Below are 15,638 nucleotides of genomic sequence, written 5' to 3' on the forward strand. Positions count from 1 at the left end.
ACCCCCTTACACTCGATTACGTTTCTCTTCAATCAAACTTAAAAGTTCTTGTAATTCGAATGTATTTACAATATTTTCTCTTTTTAACCAAGCCTTCTTTGCCGCACTAACCCCGATCGTCATATGTTCTAGCATATCAATGTTATGTGCATCAGTATTAATTGAAAGCATAACACCAGCAACACTTGCCATCATTAACATTTCTTTGTTTAGATCTAAACGATTAGGATTTGCATTTAATTCTAAAATTGTTCCCGTTTCTTTTGCCACAGAAATCAATTCTTCAGCATTTACTTTATACCCAGCTCTTCTACCAATTTTACGCCCTGTTGGATGTCCAATCATGCTAACATACGGATTTCTCATTGCATTTTTTAAACGCATCATGATTGTTTCTTCATCTTGACTAAAGCTAGAATGGATCGATGCAATAACAAAATCTAATGAACGTAAAACATCATCCTCATAATCTAACGAACCATCTGGTAAAATATCCATTTCTACACCATGCAGAATTGTAAAATCTGTGTATTTTTCATTTACACGCTGAATTTCTTCTTTCTGTTTCCATAAGCGCTCAGGAGTTAAACCATTAGCAACCTTTAAATATTGTGAATGGTCTGTGATGACAATATATTGATAGCCTTTTGCACGGCAGACATCCGCCATTTCTTCAATTGAGTAGCCACCATCGCTCCATGTAGAATGCATATGTAAATCAGATTTAATATCTTCTAAACGAATTAACGGATAATCGCTTGTAAAAGTTGAAACTTCTTTTCCATCCTCTCGAATTTCAGGTGGAAAACAAGGTAAATTAAAGTGGGCATAAAATGCCTCTTCATTCTCAAATGTTAAAACCTCACCAGTATTTACATTCTCAACACCATACTCACTAATTTTTTCATCACGCTCTTTAGCTAATTGACGCATTGCTACATTATGATCTTTAGACCCGGTAAAATGATGAAGTGTTGTAGCAAACTCCTTAGGTTGAATGATTCGGAAATCAACTGAAATCTCATATTCAACGCCTTTTAAAACTAGAGACACTTTTGTATCCCCTTGTGCAATTACTCGTACAATGTCCCGAATAGAAAGTAATTGTTCTTTAATACTCTCCGGTTTATTTGAAGCAATAATAAAATCTAAATCCTTAACAGTTTCTCGTACTCTTCGCAAACTTCCGGCTCTTGAATACTTTTCAACATCCTTCATTTCAGCTAAATATGCTTCAATTTTATCAGCAATCGGTAATACATCTGCTAGTGGCAAGCGCTCAGGCTGCTTACCATATTCCTCGATTGATTCTAAAATATTTTCCTCCGTTTTTTTACCGAATCCAGCTAACCCTTGTAACTTACCATTTAAACAAGCTTCTTTTAACTGTTCCATGCTCTCAATTTGTAATGCTTGATAAAGCTTGGCTACTTTTTTCCCACCTAGTCCTGGTAGTCTGAGTAAAGGTAGTAAAGTTTTCGGTAATGATTCTTGTAATTCTTCCAACACTGTACTTTTGCCAGTTTCAATATACTCTAAAATGACTGCAGAAGTCCCTTTTCCGATTCCTTTTATAGCAGTAAAGTCATCGATTTGCTCAAGACTTCTTTCATCAGTTTCAAGTGCATTCGCTGCTTTTCGAAATGCAGATATTTTAAAGGCATTCTCGCCTTTTAATTCTAGATAAGTTGCAATTTGTTCTAATAGTTTAATTAGTTCCTTTTTGTGCATTTTAAGTCACCTACTTAACATAGATTTTTTTCACTTAAACTCATTAAAGAATTTCTGAACTTGAAAATCCATTCCATAATTCCATCAGTTGGTTTGATATAAATGGCGTATGTTGAACCATAAAATAAGCAATATTTGATTTATGTAATAAAACATGAAGCGAATCAATCGGTATAATTAAAGCGATAAAAAGCGCCAAAACCGAAAATAAATAAACCTCAATAAAACCAAAAATACCACCTAAAAAGGAGTTCATCTGTTTTAAAACCGGTAATTGGAATACGCCGTTTAATAAAGAACCAATGAACGAAATAACAAGTCTTGTCCCAATAAATAGTAACGCAAAAGCAATAATTTCATAGATAAATTGCTCTGCATTTACGACCTGGCTTTCGCTTATATGTATTGGAAATATTTTCTTAAGAGAAGTAGCGGTCTGTTCGTAATAATGATAAGCTAAGTATAAGGAAAGTAAAAAACCTAGTAATCGTACAAGACTGCTAATAAATCCTCTTTTCCAACCTGTCAATATTCCTAAAATAAAAATAATCAGTATGATTAAATCAATCATTGTTGTTCTGCTCACTTTTCGTTTGTTTTTCTAATAATTTTTCGAGTATTTCCGCTCTTTCTTTTAACTTTACATAATCGCTAACTATATTTAGTGCCGTTAAAACAGCTAATTTATTTGTATCTAAAAGTGGATTTTTTTTATTTATTTCTTTCATTTTATCATCTACAATTGAGGCAACATGGCGAATATGATCTGTTGACTCGTCACCAGTAATTGCATAATGTTGCCCATAGATAGTCACATTTAGTTTTTGTTTTGATGAAGAATCGGACAACTTCATACCTCCATTCAGCTATAAACATTCTAACCTTAACTATAACACGAAATTCAATACAAACAAAAGTATTGGAAATTATCCATATTAAAGGAGAAATTTATGTCAAACACTGTATTAACAGTTAATGAGGATACTCTCTTAAAAATGAAAGTCCACTACCAAAATAGTCTGCAACCAAAAGTACCACAAGGTGGAGTCTTTATGGCCAAACCAAATGGCTGTACAATCACTGCTTATAAGTCAGGAAAAGTAATGTTTCAAGGCTCAAATTGTGATGCTGAAGTAAGTAAATGGCAAGGTAAATCAGCTAGCCAAACGCCTAAAAAAGTAAATCCCACAAATACGAATTCAACTTTACCAAAAAACTTTTCAAGCCTTGCAGTAATAGGTAGTGATGAAGTTGGTACTGGAGATTATTTTGGACCAATGACAGTAGTTGCTTCCTTTGTTGATCCGAGTCAATTCGAATTACTGAAAGAGTTAGGCGTTAAAGATTCAAAAGAATTAACTGACGATGGAATATGTAGCATCGCAAAAAAGATTATGCATGTCGTAACTTACAGTCTACTAGTACTACACAATGAAAAATACAACGATATGCAAGAAAAAGGCTATAATATGAACAAATTAAAAGCCTTATTGCATAATCAGGCAATTCGAAATACCATATCAAAATTAGAAGGTAAAACGTATGATGCAATTTTAATTGACCAATTTACTCCTCCCAATCTGTACTACGGATATTTAAAGGGAACAAAAGAAGTTATTCGTGATAAAGTTAAATTTGCTACAAAAGCAGAAGGTCTGCATCTCTCGGTTGCAGTTTCTTCTATTCTAGCTCGCTATGCTTTCCTACAACAAATGGATCAATTAAGCGAAAAGGCTGGAATGACCTTACCAAAAGGCGCTGGTTCAAAAGTTGATCAAGCAGCTGCAAAACTAATTAAATCAAAAGGTTTTGAAGCTTTAAGAAGTTTAACAAAATTACATTTTGCGAATACCGAAAAAGCGTTAAAGATTGCAAAGAAATAAATAAAAAAAGCTGTATTCTAAACGAACATTTAGAATACAGCATCTACTATAAATACAATAAATCCTAATAGGCTAGCAACTTGTTTTTGTTTTTTATATCGAAGCATTGGTTTAGATAATAAAAATAAACAAATCAAAAATCCAAAAGGGATCGGAAACCAAAATAACCTAAATGGTAAAGAAGCTAGTACATAATAACCGATCATTTGAAACCCAAGATTACTAACATCTCGCTTAATGGCATCTTTATAAACAGCTAACACCCCAACCAACAATCCGACATAAAGTAAAAAGATTAACATCAAGCCACCTCCAAGATTGTCCTACTAATAACCTATTCACCCTAGGCTTGTCTAAAGACACATAAAGAAAAATGTTTACACATATTCATAACATAGTAGAAACGAAGGAGGAGTATGTAGATGAATAATTTATTAAACGAATTTAGTAGTCTAATCCAAACCGTTCCAAAAATAATCATATCTTTATCGAATACAAATTATAAACCGAGTCCTACAAAATGGTCTAAAAAAGAAATACTTGGACATCTTTGTGATTCTGCGACTATGAACCATAAAAGATTTATAGACAGATTATCCTCTAATGATGAATTAACTTTAGAGCTTTATAAACAAAATTCATGGGTAGAAATAAATGACTATCAAAATAACTATACAATTGAAGAAATCCTTACTTTATGGACTGCACTAAATTCTCGTTTCATAAATGTACTCTCAACTATTTCAGAAGACCAATGGAAGCTACAATATAAAAGTCAAAATGAAGAAACCGTTACTCTAAGCTATTTATTTACCGACTATATTGATCATATGAAACATCATCTAAACCAAATTTTAGGATAGGATACAAGTGTCGTTATGAAATTTAAAGTGAAGAAAAACCCACTACTAGTCATACTAATTCTAAGCTTAATTCCGATCATCGTCTCAGTTCCAATCATTAGCTTTATTGAAGGCGATACCGCTGGAATCATCATAAGTCTTGTTGTCTTTGTTTTTTTACTTCCAATAATGATTGTTCTAGTTTGGGCATTATTCGATACGTATCATGAATTAACAGAAAACGAATTCAAATCAAAATTTGGGTTTATTACAGTTAATATTCCATACCATGAAATAAGGGAAGTTCGTTTCTCAAACAATCCGGTTTCATCTCCATCATGGACTTTCAAACGCTTAAAAATCGAATATAAAAGGTGCGAATTCGCCTTACTGTCACTTCCAATAGATGAAGAATTTTTTTTACAAGAAATAAAAAAACATTGTCCAAATGCAACCATTTTAACTCGACAAAAAACAGAAGTTTTCTTTGATTAAAATCTGAGAGCTTGTCTAACATATGCTTTTAATTAAAAAACTCGCGAGGTACTATGCTCCTTGCGAGTTTTCTTTGTTTTTTTAGCTTCTTTTTCAGTGGCTTATTGAACCCCTTATGAGTTACTAAAATCCATCTTCTTACTCTTTTTCTTACTCATGAACACCTTATGAGTTATTAAATTCCATCTTCTTACTCTTTTATTTACTCATGAACCCCTTATGAGTTACTTAATTCCATCTTTTTGCTCTTTTCTTACTCATAACCCTCTTATGAGTTACTTAATTCCATCTTCTTACTCTTTTTCTTACTCATGAACACCTTATGAGTTACTTAATTCCATTCTCTCGCTTTTTTTCTTACTCATGTACACCTTATGAGTTACTTAATTCCATTCTCTCGCTCTTTTTCTTACTCATGAACCCCTCATGAGTTATTAAATTCCATCTTCTTGCTATTTTTTCTTACTCATGAACCCCTCATGAGTTATTAAATTCCATCTTCTTGCTATTTTCCTTACTCATAAACCCTTTGTTCATTTTTCTCTACTCAAAGAAGATCACCGCACACAAAAAAAGAAGTCCCATAAGTACAATGACTGACAAGACTTCCATTTCTCAATTAGTTATTAATATATTTCTCAAATACATACCCAAAATCTTTAACTTTATATTGCTCTCTAGATTTCATTAACCATTCAAACGCAGCTTCATTAATTTCTTTAAAACTGTTTACTAAGTTATTCTCACTTGAAGTTACGCGGCCTAGTGTTGTAGAAGCAATTTCAATACTTTCTTTCGCATATCCAAGTGCTTTTTCATTTTCATGAGTAATTTCAGCAATCATTAGTAAAGCTTTATATAAATCCTTTAATTGTTCAATGTGTTTTTTATGAACATCAATCGAAAACTCTCTACCACCGATATTGAACTTAATTTCAACATCTAAATCAATTGTACCAGCAGTTTCAAGTAATACATGTGAAATTTTATGTGTGTGATAACTATAACGATGAAGTATACGTTTTTTACTAATTGCACTTGTACCATCTAAATGAATTAAAGCCTTATTTGTAAAGCAATACTCATCTGATTTTGATTTAATTAAAAAATAAATTTTTTCGTCATCTTCATGCATTACATAATCGTCAGAATCAACCTTGTCATAATTTTTCGGCTCTATAACACTACCTACATCACTTAAACCAAGCATATCTGCAGCAACTTTACCAAACATATAACTTCCTCCTCTTTATAGCAGGGTATAGGGAATAAGGTGGTATTCCCATACCTACACGCCTTTAAGACCCACTTTTTATCTATTACACTTTTGAATTATACATTAAATCCAAAAATAAGGGGATAGGAATAGGAGGGATATTTGGATTTTTTTTCCTTTTTTAATTTTTAAATTCCCTGTTTTGTTTTCAGTTCTAACCTGCCCCTCCTACTCTCCCTGCACTTCCTCCGGTTTACCTGAATTTAATGTTGAACACATACCATGTTGCAGACTATAATTAGATGGTGACTGTTTAAATTACGTTCTTTAAAGAACATTATTATAAATAATGAAAATATAGAAAAGGTGTCGATCAATGAGTATTTTAACTGTAAAAAACTTAAGTCATGGATTCGGTGATCGTGCGATTTTTAATGATGTATCATTCCGTCTATTAAAAGGTGAGCATATCGGTCTAATTGGTGCAAATGGTGAAGGTAAATCAACTTTCATGAATATCGTAACTGGAAAATTACAGCCTGATGAAGGTAAGGTTGAATGGTCTAAAAAAGTACGTGTAGGTTATTTAGATCAGCATGCTGTATTACAACCTGGTATGTCAATTCGTGACGTATTAAAAAGTGCTTTCCAATATATGTTTGATATGGAAAACGAAATTAATGATTTATATGTAAGAATGGCTGAAGCGACTCCAGAAGAAATGGAGAAAATGCTTGAAGATGTAGGGGTTCTTCAAGATACTTTAACAAATAATGATTTCTATATTATTGATGCTAAAGTTGAAGAGATTGGCCGCGGATTAGGTTTAGAAGATATCGGACTTGATCGAGATGTAACTGAGCTTTCTGGTGGTCAACGTTCAAAGGTTCTTTTATCTAAACTTCTTTTAGAAAAACCAGATATCTTATTACTAGATGAGCCTACTAACTATTTAGATGAGCAACATATTGAATGGTTAAAGCGTTATTTACAAGAATATGAAAATGCATTTATTTTAATTTCGCATGATATTCCATTTTTAAATAGTGTTATTAACTTAATTTATCATATGGAAAATCAAGAATTAAATCGTTATGTTGGTGATTATGATAATTTCAAAGCAATTCATGAAATGAAAAAATCACAATTAGAATCAGCTTATAAGCGTCAACAACAAGAAATTTCAGAGCTAAAAGATTTCGTTGCACGTAATAAAGCTCGTGTTTCTACTCGTAACATGGCAATGTCTCGCCAAAAGAAACTTGATAAAATGGATGTAATTGAACTTGCACGTGAAAAGCCAAAACCTGAATTCCATTTTAAACCGGCCCGTACTTCAGGCAAATTAATATTTGAAGCAAAAGATTTAGTGATTGGTTACGATGAGCCACTATCTAAACCATTAAATCTTCGTATGGAACGCGGACAAAAAATTGCTTTAGTTGGTGCGAACGGTATCGGTAAAACAACGTTAATGCGTAGTTTACTTGGCGATATTAAACCAATTTCTGGTGAAGTTGAACGCGGAGAATTCCTTCACATCGGATACTTCGAACAAGAAGTAAAAGGTGATAATAATAAAACATGTATCGATGAAGTTTGGGATGAATTCCCATCTTTTACCCAATATGAAGTACGTTCTGCTCTTGCAAAATGTGGATTAACAACAAAGCATATTGAAAGTAAAGTGGCTGTATTAAGTGGTGGAGAAAAAGCGAAAGTTCGTTTATGTAAGTTAATTAATCAAGAAACAAACTTACTAGTTCTCGATGAGCCTACTAACCACTTAGATGTAGACGCTAAAGAAGAACTAAAACGTGCATTAAAAGAGTACAAAGGTAGCATTTTAGTTATCTGTCACGAGCCTGAATTCTATGAAGGATTAGTTACAGATGTATGGAATGGAGAAAATTGGACTACTAAGTTGTTTTAATTAAATTAACAATTTGAATAAAAAAAGAGACGAAAAATTTTTTTCGGTCTCTTTTTTTGTGTCTTCTTATAGTGAAATATTTTGACTAAGCTTCGAAGTCCATTCAGTTGGATGTTTTCTTTTCTTTGTTCCTTTTGGCATTGTATTTATATATCCAATATGAAGTGCTCCTAAAATTTTTCGATTTTGTGGAATACCCATCTCTGTATAAAATTGCTGATCAAAAATATACGGATTAGTTCGCCATACCATTCCAATATTTTTTTCCCAAGCTGCTAATTGTAAATTTTGAACAAACGCACAAGTTGCTCCGATCGCTTCTAAATTTTTCTTTTCATTTTCTGAGTGGTCTGTCGTTATAATTAAATGCATAGGTGTGTCAACGATATATGTTTTAAAGAATTCCGTTGATTTTTTAATTTTCTCAACTGTATATGTTTCAGTTAATGCCATTCTTTCGTAACTATCTACAATTTTTGAAGCATAATATACTTTTTCTTTTTCTTCTGAAACCATAATAAATTGCCAAGGCTCTTCTTTGCTGTGGAAAGGAGCATAAGATGCTACTTCAAGTAGCTCCATTAAATCTTCCATATTAATTGGATCCTTCTTTGTATCTCTAATCGTTCTTCTATTTTTAATAAAATTAAATATCGACATTGAACGTTTCCCCTTATTCTCTAACTATCTTAAATTCATTATAAATGTAATTGATAATCATTTTCAATAATACTTTTAAATTTTATTTATTTTCTTAGGTTACGTTAATCCATTTTTCACTAAACAAAATCATTCCATAACTATGTATATGTAATTAAAATTAGAAAGACTGTGTTTTTAGTTCAACAATCAATTCAAAAAGAAAACAGGTATTGAAGATCAAAATTTCTTCAATACCTGTTGCTTTACATTTCTTTTGGAGCACGAATTCCTAATAATCTTAGTCCTTCTTCTAAAACAATAGAAACTACTTTAATTAATGCCAATCTACTCTCTAATTGGTCATCATTTGTTAGAATATGAGTATTTCCATAATATTTATTGAAGCTTTGTGCCAAGTCAATTGCATATTTAGCAATGACAGATGGTTCAAATTGTTCAAAGCTACGCGTAACCTTATTAGGGAACTCAAGTATATGCTTTATGATGTCCCAGCTATATGAATCCTCTAGTCCCTCTTGTTTATTTAAATCATGCGATGATGCTTTTTCTAAAATTGAATTTGTTCTCGCAATTGAGTACTGTACATATGGACCTGTTTCCCCTTCAAATTTTAACATTTGATCTAATGAAAATTCGATATTATTCATACGATCATTTTTTAAATCTTGGAAAATAATTGCACCGACTCCTACCATTTTGGCAACATCTTCTTTATTTTTTAATGTAGGATTTTTTTCTGCAATATTTTGACTTGCTAAACTAATTGCTTCCTCAATTACCTCTTCTAACAGAACAATTTTCCCTTTTCGTGTAGACATTTTTTTGCCATTTTGTAAGATTAATCCGAATGGTACGTGAACCATATCTTTGGACCATTCGTACCCCATTTTGTTCAAAACTGTAAATACTTGCTCAAAATGTAGCGCTTGTTCGCCACCAACTACATATACGGCTTTATCAAAATCATAAGTTTCTTTACGATATAGTGCAGCAGCTAAATCTCGTGTAGCATATAAAGTTGCTCCGTCGGATTTTCTAATTAAGCACGGGGGTAACTCTTTTTCAGGTAATTCAACAACATCGGCACCTTCTGATTCGACCAATAGATTTTTTTGCTCTAGAAGTTCAATTACTCGGTCCATTTTATCATTGTAAAATGCTTCTCCGTTGAAGCTATCAAAATTAACCCCTAATAAATCGTAAACTAACATGAATTCTTTCAGAGACTCATCACGGAACCACTTCCATAAGTGTAAGGCTTCTTCATTTTTTTCCTCTAATTGCTTAAACCAACTTCTAGCATCTTCCTCAAGTTGAGGCTCTTTTTCAACTTCTTCATGGAATTTAACATATAATTTTAAAAGTTCTTTGATCGGATTTTCTTTTACAGCTTCTTGGTTCCCCCAAAGTTTATAGGCAACGATTAATTTCCCAAACTGTGTTCCCCAGTCTCCAAGGTGATTAATTTTTATTGATTTATACCCATTTTTTTCAGCTATTTTAGCAATTGAATTTCCAATCATTGTTGAACGCAAGTGCCCCATCGAAAATGGTTTTGCAATATTTGGTGAGGAACAATCAATTGCAACCGTTTTGTCTTTTCCAATTACTTGGTTTCCATATTCCTTCCCTTGTCCGAGAACTAAGTCAATTACTTGCTTACTTACTAGCTTTTTATTCAAAAAGCAGTTTACATACGGTCCGTTTGCTTCTACTTTTTCAATTAAATCATGATTAATTTGTGGTGCAATTTCTTTTGCAATCATGACTGGAGATTTTTTTAATGCTTTTGCTAATTGGAAACAAGGAAATGCTAAATCACCTTGATCTGCATAATACGGTTTTTCGATCAATGAGTTAATTTCATTTAAAGTCAGTGATCCATTTAAAGCTTTTTCGATTTGCTCACTATACATATTTACATAATCCATTTTAATCAATCCTCTCCAAAAATATAAAAAACCCGTCTCTATCATAAGAGACGGGTTTAACTAATCCGCGGTACCACTCTAATTGTTCAAATATATATTGAACCAGCTTTAAATTTGTTAACGAGGTCTTCCCCGGCAAAGTCCTACTACTAATTCAGACTGCTTCTCCGAAGTGCGCTTCATCTTATTCGCTCTGTTAGGCTTCCACCATCCCCAACTCTCTACAAGAATCAAAATAAGATTACTCTCTTCATCTAAAAATTTCCAATATTCATTTTTTCCATTTAATCATATCTAATGTAGAAATTCAAGCAACAATTTTTTTTTGAACTTTATGAATGGCACCATTTGTTGACAACCTTAATAACATAGAAATTGAGGTGGAATTCATGAAAAAAAAACCAATAACTTTAAGTCTTTGTATGATTGTTAAAAACGAAGAAGCTGTACTTTCCAGATGTTTATCATCTGTATCTAATATAGTAGACGAAATTGTCATTATTGATACTGGTTCAACAGATAAAACAAAGGAAATAGCTAAAAAGTTTACAAATTCAATATATGATTTTACTTGGATTAATGATTTCTCAGCAGCAAGAAATTTTGCATTTTCTAAGGCAACGAAAGATTATATTATGTGGCTAGATGCTGATGATATTATCACTGATGAAAATGCAAAAAAGTTACTTAAATTAAAAAAGTCATTAACTAAAAATGTCGACGCTGTCAAAATGAAATATCATCTAGCGTTCGATGAAAATGGTATTCCTAGCTTTAGTTCTGTAAGGAGTCGAATCGTTAAGCGTGAAAGAAACTTTAAATGGATTGGTTTCGTTCATGAATATTTAGAGGTTTACGGCGAAATTATTCAATCAGATGCCGCAATTATTCATCAAAAAGACAAAGAGTACTCAGATCGAAATTTAAAAATTTATGAAAATGCGATTTCTTCTGGAAATGAATTAAGTCCTCGTGACAAATACTATTATGCAAATGAATGCGTTGATCATAAGCTATTCGAAAAAGCAATTGAGTGGTATGAATTGTTTCTTGATGAAGGAAAAGGCTGGTACGAGGATAATATTCAAGCCTGTGGAAAATTGGCAGACTGCTATTTAAATAGAAACGAATTGGAAAAAGCAATTAGCAGTTGTCTAAGGTCGTTTTCTTATGATGGACCACGTGGAGAAAACTGCTGTCGATTAGGCTATGTATATCTTCAAAAAGGTGATTACACACGTGCTATTTCATGGTATAAACTTGCTACTCTTGTTGATGTTCCTACAAGTAGTCCTTTTATAAATCAAGTATGTTACACTTGGTTACCTAATCTACAATTATGTCTTTGCTATAGTCGGTTAGGAGATCAACTAACTGCTAGAAAATATAATGATTTGGCAGCAAGTTATGTTCCGAATAATCCTTCCGTTTTACACAACCAAGCGTATTTCCGCTCATATTTTAAAGACCAATAAATCACCCTTACTATCTTCTAACGTTTTATTTCCTAGATTCCATCTGTTTAGTCGTCACAATAGATGATTTGGAAACTACTTATTAAGTAAATCAACATCAATCATTTAATACAAAATTATAAGAAAGGGTGATAGCTTGATCACAGTCAGTTTATGCATGGTTGTACAAAATAATGAAGCCACAATTGAAAGATGCCTGAGTTCAATTAGTAGCATAGTTGATGAAATTATCATCGTTGATCTGAAATCCCACGATCGAACGATTGAGTTAGCAAGACAGTTTACAGACCAAATACATGTCTTTAATGGTGTGGATAAACTAGATGCATTAAATTTTTCAAAATCATTGGCAACAAAAGACTTTATACTTTTACTAAACCATAGTGAAGTTTTACTAGATAATGATCGTTTAAAATTTTCTAAGTTAAAACAGTCAATAAACAAAGAAGTTTATCATGTCGCTTTTGATTATCAAATCGGTTGGAATGTAAAAAGCAAACAAAAAACTAGTAGATTATTTAAAAGATTAAGTTCTAATAGTCATTCTCCAAATACGAATAATGAACAAACCACTGAAACATTTTCTACTAATCTTCTTATTACTGATCTTCCTTTTACACAAAATACAAAAGAAAATATTCAAATATATGAACACATGTTAAGTAATCACATTAATCTTTCTACGATGGATTTATTTTATTATGCAAAAGAGTTAAGTTCGAATCATCAACATGATCAATCAATAAAGTATTTTTTAAAATTTTTGCGAATAAATCAGCCATTTGAAGAACTTAATATCCTTGCCTGTCATTTTATTGCTAATTGTTATCACGAGTTTAATCTAAAAGACTTAGAAACTACTTGGTTATTAAAAGCTCTTAAATATGGCAATACTCATCCTGAAACATGTTGTAGATTAGCTTATACATTTTTTGAGAAAAATAATTTTGATTCAGCTATTTATTGGTATAAAGAAGCAACATTAAATAAGGTTAACAATCGTTTACTTCATCTCAACCCATCATGTACTACTTGGCTGCCACATTTACAGCTGGCGGTTTGCTATGACAGAATAGGTGAATTACGCCTTGCAAATGAGCATAATGAATTAGCCTATCAATTTTATCCAACACACCCAAGTATTCTTTCAAATAGAGAATACTTTTCAAATAGATTAAATAACGAAGGCAGCTGAGGATCTCTCAACTGCCTTTTAATCATTTTTTCCTTACTAACAAGAGCATATTATATATTTCAAGATTTGTAGTTAGTTGTTCAAGATTTATTCCAAAGCCATGAGCTAAATGTACTACTTCTTCAAAAAACAACTTAATATTCAAATCTACATTTATCTTTCCATTCTTCTTCTTTGTCACTTCAAATTGGTCAGTTGGAAATAACGTGTTAATTGTTTGAGGTGTGAAAAATCTTATATTTTCTTTTTTCAAAATCCCAGCATGTAGATAATTCCATTGACCTTGTAATAATTGAAAGAGAACTTCTCCGTGGGAAACATTTGGAACTCTAAAGATAATTGAGCCAGATGGTTTTAAAAGATTAGTTATTTCTTTTACAAAACTCCAAGGATCTACAAGTTGGTTTACAATATTATCAATTATGATTAAATCAAAATACGCCTCTAGATAACTGTGGGGAACTTCATCAATACTGATTGTATCAACCCTCTTATAAAATTGGGATGCAATTGACGATAATTTTGAATCAATTTCTGTTCCAAATAAGTCGCATTGGTACAGATTTTTAATTTCTAAACCTGTCGCACCAGCAGAACACCCGATTTCTAATACATTTTTTACGCCGTTTGGTACCAATTCAATTATTTCAGACTTTGGATACCCGATATCGATTAAATTGCGTCCCCATTTTTCAATATATTTTATTCTGTTTTCTATATATAAGTGATTTATGTTAATATCACTATTCCCATTAAATGTCATGTGTCCATAATGATGAACAAATGAATCTAATGCAATATGCAACTCATAACCTTCTAAAATAGTTCTTAAACAAATATCATCGTCTTCAAATGAACCTAGTTTAAATCTTTCATCAAATCCTACTAATCGATCAATTAATTCGCGTCTTACTAATAAACAAAATCCTACTAGACGTAATACTTGCTTAGACATTCCCTTAACACTTGCACAATATCTTAATGAAAAATCATTGATTTCTTGGTCATTTTGATAATCAACGTTAATTCGCTGCAATCCACTTACATAATTACTGACCGGTCCGACCATGCCGATTTTTTCATTACTATACAAGAGAGTAAGCATTGTATCTAACCAATTTTCTGTAACGATTGTGTCATTGTTTAAAAATAAAATGTTATCACCTGTTGCGACTTCAATTCCTTGATTACAACCTTTCGCAAACCCCATATTTATCTCATTAAAGATTGTAATAAAAGAATGATTATTTTTTAAATATTCTCTTGTGCCATCAGTCGATCCATTATCAATAACAATGATTTCTACTTCATCTTCTTTCGTATATTTTGCAAGACTTTCAAAGCATTTTTTCGATACTTCGAGCTGATTATAAGTTAAAATAATAATGCTAGTTTTCATTCGTTAAACACCTTCTTAAAATCTCACTGCAACAGCAAGTATGATAAATTTATTACCTTCATTTAACTAAATAACACATACATTAGTTAACATATTCAAAAGTGAAATATTTGGTCAGTATTAATTCAACTTCTAAATTAAATAAAAAATCCTCATTTCTATCCAAATAGTGACTATTGAATAGAAAATGAGGACATGCTTCATCTTATGGTGGTTTTTTCAGCTCTAAGACTAATTATTAAACAATACGATGAACTGACCAGCTGATACCAGCTGAATTGCTTCCACCTAGAGTAAGCGGAACAGTTAATCCGTCAGCCTCGTAGAAGAGACCGATGACATCTCCTACATTCAATTCTAAATCTCCTGTAATTGTAACAGTTCCATCACCAAGAATAGCTCGTAGATTTAGTACTGCTAAAACATTTACATCTAGTATTGGTACTAGTCCACTTAATAAAGTATCTGTTGTCGGCGATGTTCTACGGAATTCAAATGAAGGATCTACACCCGCTCCAATATCTACTGTTAAAGTTGCAGTCGTAGAGTAGCTAATTGTTGCTTCAAAAGTATATCGTCCAGTAGCTGGTACAGTGAAGTTACCAGTTGTTGGATCGAAGGAAGTTGCATTGAAGAATGGACTTGCAACACTCCAACCTGTTAATTGAACAGAAGTTGCAGTACCTAACGTCGATAAAAATGCCGAAAAGCCTTCAGTAAGTGTATTCGGGCCTGTTGCTCCTGTTGCTCCTGTCGCTCCGTCTGCTCCTGTTGCTCCTGTCGCTCCGTCTGCTCCCGTTGCTCCTGTCCCTCCGTCTGCTCCTGTTGCTCCTGTCGCTCCGTCTGCTCCTGTTGCTCCTGTCGCTCCGTCTGCT

The 15,638-nt window shown here is 32.4% G+C and carries 14 protein-coding genes, 1 pseudogene and 1 other annotated feature; of the genes and pseudogenes, 6 read left to right on the top strand and 9 right to left on the bottom strand.

Annotated elements, in window-relative coordinates; all coding sequences use genetic code 11:
* Nucleotides 1-6 precede the first annotated feature (6 nt).
* Genes polX through zapA form a run of 3 tightly spaced genes read right to left on the bottom strand, consistent with a single transcriptional unit; the run spans nt 7 to nt 2,585 of the window.
* Entirely contained in the window at nt 7-1,731 is a 1,725-nt protein-coding gene (gene polX / locus COC46_RS00735) for a DNA polymerase/3'-5' exonuclease PolX (RefSeq protein WP_098807873.1), read from the bottom strand.
* Nucleotides 1,732-1,774: 43 nt separating this feature from the next.
* Nucleotides 1,775-2,302 (bottom strand): CvpA family protein, encoded by a 528-nt coding sequence (locus COC46_RS00740; RefSeq protein WP_098807874.1) that lies wholly within the window; start codon nt 2,300-2,302, stop codon nt 1,775-1,777.
* Entirely contained in the window at nt 2,295-2,585 is a 291-nt protein-coding gene (gene zapA / locus COC46_RS00745; protein ID WP_098807875.1) for a cell division protein ZapA, read from the bottom strand. Before zapA ends, COC46_RS00740 begins: the two co-directional genes overlap by 8 nt.
* 96 nt (nt 2,586-2,681) lie before the next feature.
* Here zapA and rnhC point away from each other — a divergent pair, with 96 nt between their 5' ends.
* Nucleotides 2,682-3,614 carry a ribonuclease HIII gene (rnhC, locus tag COC46_RS00750; protein WP_098807876.1) on the top strand — a complete coding sequence of 311 codons (933 nt, stop codon included), beginning with the start codon at nt 2,682-2,684 and terminating at the stop codon, nt 3,612-3,614.
* Between the two features lie 29 nt (nt 3,615-3,643).
* On the opposite strand, the gene COC46_RS00755 is transcribed toward rnhC, so the two are convergent.
* Nucleotides 3,644-3,916: a hypothetical protein gene (locus COC46_RS00755; protein ID WP_098807877.1), complete on the bottom strand. Its 273-nt coding sequence runs from the start codon at nt 3,914-3,916 to the stop codon at nt 3,644-3,646.
* Nucleotides 3,917-4,036: 120 nt separating this feature from the next.
* On the opposite strand from COC46_RS00755, the gene COC46_RS00760 reads away from it, so the two are divergent.
* Entirely contained in the window at nt 4,037-4,477 is a 441-nt protein-coding gene (locus COC46_RS00760; RefSeq protein WP_098807878.1) for a DinB family protein, read from the top strand.
* A gap of 15 nt (nt 4,478-4,492) precedes the next feature.
* Nucleotides 4,493-4,951, top strand: a complete 459-nt coding sequence (locus tag COC46_RS00765; protein WP_098807879.1) for a PH domain-containing protein — start codon at nt 4,493-4,495, stop codon at nt 4,949-4,951.
* A gap of 619 nt (nt 4,952-5,570) precedes the next feature.
* Here COC46_RS00765 and COC46_RS00770 read toward each other — a convergent pair.
* Nucleotides 5,571-6,185 (bottom strand): PH domain-containing protein, encoded by a 615-nt coding sequence (locus tag COC46_RS00770; RefSeq protein WP_098807880.1) that lies wholly within the window; start codon nt 6,183-6,185, stop codon nt 5,571-5,573.
* 358 nt (nt 6,186-6,543) lie between these two features.
* Between COC46_RS00770 and COC46_RS00775 the strand changes: the two genes are divergently transcribed.
* On the top strand, nt 6,544-8,100 hold the full coding sequence (locus COC46_RS00775) for an ABC-F family ATP-binding cassette domain-containing protein (protein WP_098807881.1): 1,557 nt from the start codon (nt 6,544-6,546) through the stop codon (nt 8,098-8,100).
* Nucleotides 8,101-8,166: 66 nt separating this feature from the next.
* Here the strand turns inward: COC46_RS00775 and COC46_RS00780 are convergent, their stop codons facing one another.
* Both COC46_RS00780 and argS read right to left on the bottom strand, forming a co-directional pair.
* On the bottom strand, nt 8,167-8,760 hold the full coding sequence (locus COC46_RS00780; protein WP_098807882.1) for a nitroreductase family protein: 594 nt from the start codon (nt 8,758-8,760) through the stop codon (nt 8,167-8,169).
* A gap of 245 nt (nt 8,761-9,005) precedes the next feature.
* Nucleotides 9,006-10,694, bottom strand: coding sequence for an arginine--tRNA ligase (gene argS / locus COC46_RS00785; RefSeq protein ID WP_098807883.1), 1,689 nt, complete (start codon nt 10,692-10,694; stop codon nt 9,006-9,008).
* Nucleotides 10,695-10,737: 43 nt separating this feature from the next.
* Nucleotides 10,738-10,960, bottom strand: a binding site (T-box leader).
* Nucleotides 10,961-11,083: 123 nt separating this feature from the next.
* On the opposite strand from argS, the gene COC46_RS00790 reads away from it, so the two are divergent.
* Nucleotides 11,084-12,169, top strand: coding sequence for a tetratricopeptide repeat-containing glycosyltransferase family 2 protein (locus COC46_RS00790; protein ID WP_255294774.1), 1,086 nt, complete (start codon nt 11,084-11,086; stop codon nt 12,167-12,169).
* A 136-nt stretch (nt 12,170-12,305) separates the two neighbouring features.
* The gene (locus tag COC46_RS00795; protein WP_141550857.1) at nt 12,306-13,364 is read left to right on the top strand and encodes a glycosyltransferase; all 1,059 of its coding nucleotides are present in this window, start codon (nt 12,306-12,308) and stop codon (nt 13,362-13,364) included.
* Between the two features lie 22 nt (nt 13,365-13,386).
* Here the strand turns inward: COC46_RS00795 and COC46_RS00800 are convergent, their stop codons facing one another.
* Both COC46_RS00800 and COC46_RS22030 read right to left on the bottom strand, forming a co-directional pair.
* Nucleotides 13,387-14,763 (bottom strand): glycosyltransferase, encoded by a 1,377-nt coding sequence (locus tag COC46_RS00800; protein WP_098807885.1) that lies wholly within the window; start codon nt 14,761-14,763, stop codon nt 13,387-13,389.
* A 238-nt stretch (nt 14,764-15,001) separates the two neighbouring features.
* Nucleotides 15,002-15,638: pseudogene (locus tag COC46_RS22030) on the bottom strand (collagen-like protein); the annotation flags it as partial.

This window comes from Bacillus sp. AFS041924 (assembly GCF_002577195.1).
Taxonomy (GTDB): Bacteria; Bacillota; Bacilli; order Bacillales; family Bacillaceae_G; genus Gottfriedia.

Excerpts from the sequence above, each read along its gene's own strand:
- argS (WP_098807883.1), bottom strand. The coding sequence starts at position 10,694 with ATGGATTATGTAAATATGTATAGTGAGCAAATCGAAAAAGCTTTAAAT.
- COC46_RS00760 (WP_098807878.1), top strand. The coding sequence starts at position 4,037 with ATGAATAATTTATTAAACGAATTTAGTAGTCTAATCCAAACCGTTCCA.
- COC46_RS00780 (WP_098807882.1), bottom strand. The coding sequence starts at position 8,760 with ATGTCGATATTTAATTTTATTAAAAATAGAAGAACGATTAGAGATACA.
- COC46_RS00770 (WP_098807880.1), bottom strand. The coding sequence starts at position 6,185 with ATGTTTGGTAAAGTTGCTGCAGATATGCTTGGTTTAAGTGATGTAGGT.
- polX (WP_098807873.1), bottom strand. The coding sequence starts at position 1,731 with ATGCACAAAAAGGAACTAATTAAACTATTAGAACAAATTGCAACTTAT.
- COC46_RS00765 (WP_098807879.1), top strand. The coding sequence starts at position 4,493 with ATGAAATTTAAAGTGAAGAAAAACCCACTACTAGTCATACTAATTCTA.
- COC46_RS00755 (WP_098807877.1), bottom strand. The coding sequence starts at position 3,916 with ATGTTAATCTTTTTACTTTATGTCGGATTGTTGGTTGGGGTGTTAGCT.
- rnhC (WP_098807876.1), top strand. The coding sequence starts at position 2,682 with ATGTCAAACACTGTATTAACAGTTAATGAGGATACTCTCTTAAAAATG.
- COC46_RS00740 (WP_098807874.1), bottom strand. The coding sequence starts at position 2,302 with ATGATTGATTTAATCATACTGATTATTTTTATTTTAGGAATATTGACA.
- COC46_RS00790 (WP_255294774.1), top strand. The coding sequence starts at position 11,084 with ATGAAAAAAAAACCAATAACTTTAAGTCTTTGTATGATTGTTAAAAAC.
- COC46_RS00775 (WP_098807881.1), top strand. The coding sequence starts at position 6,544 with ATGAGTATTTTAACTGTAAAAAACTTAAGTCATGGATTCGGTGATCGT.
- COC46_RS00800 (WP_098807885.1), bottom strand. The coding sequence starts at position 14,763 with ATGAAAACTAGCATTATTATTTTAACTTATAATCAGCTCGAAGTATCG.
- zapA (WP_098807875.1), bottom strand. The coding sequence starts at position 2,585 with ATGAAGTTGTCCGATTCTTCATCAAAACAAAAACTAAATGTGACTATC.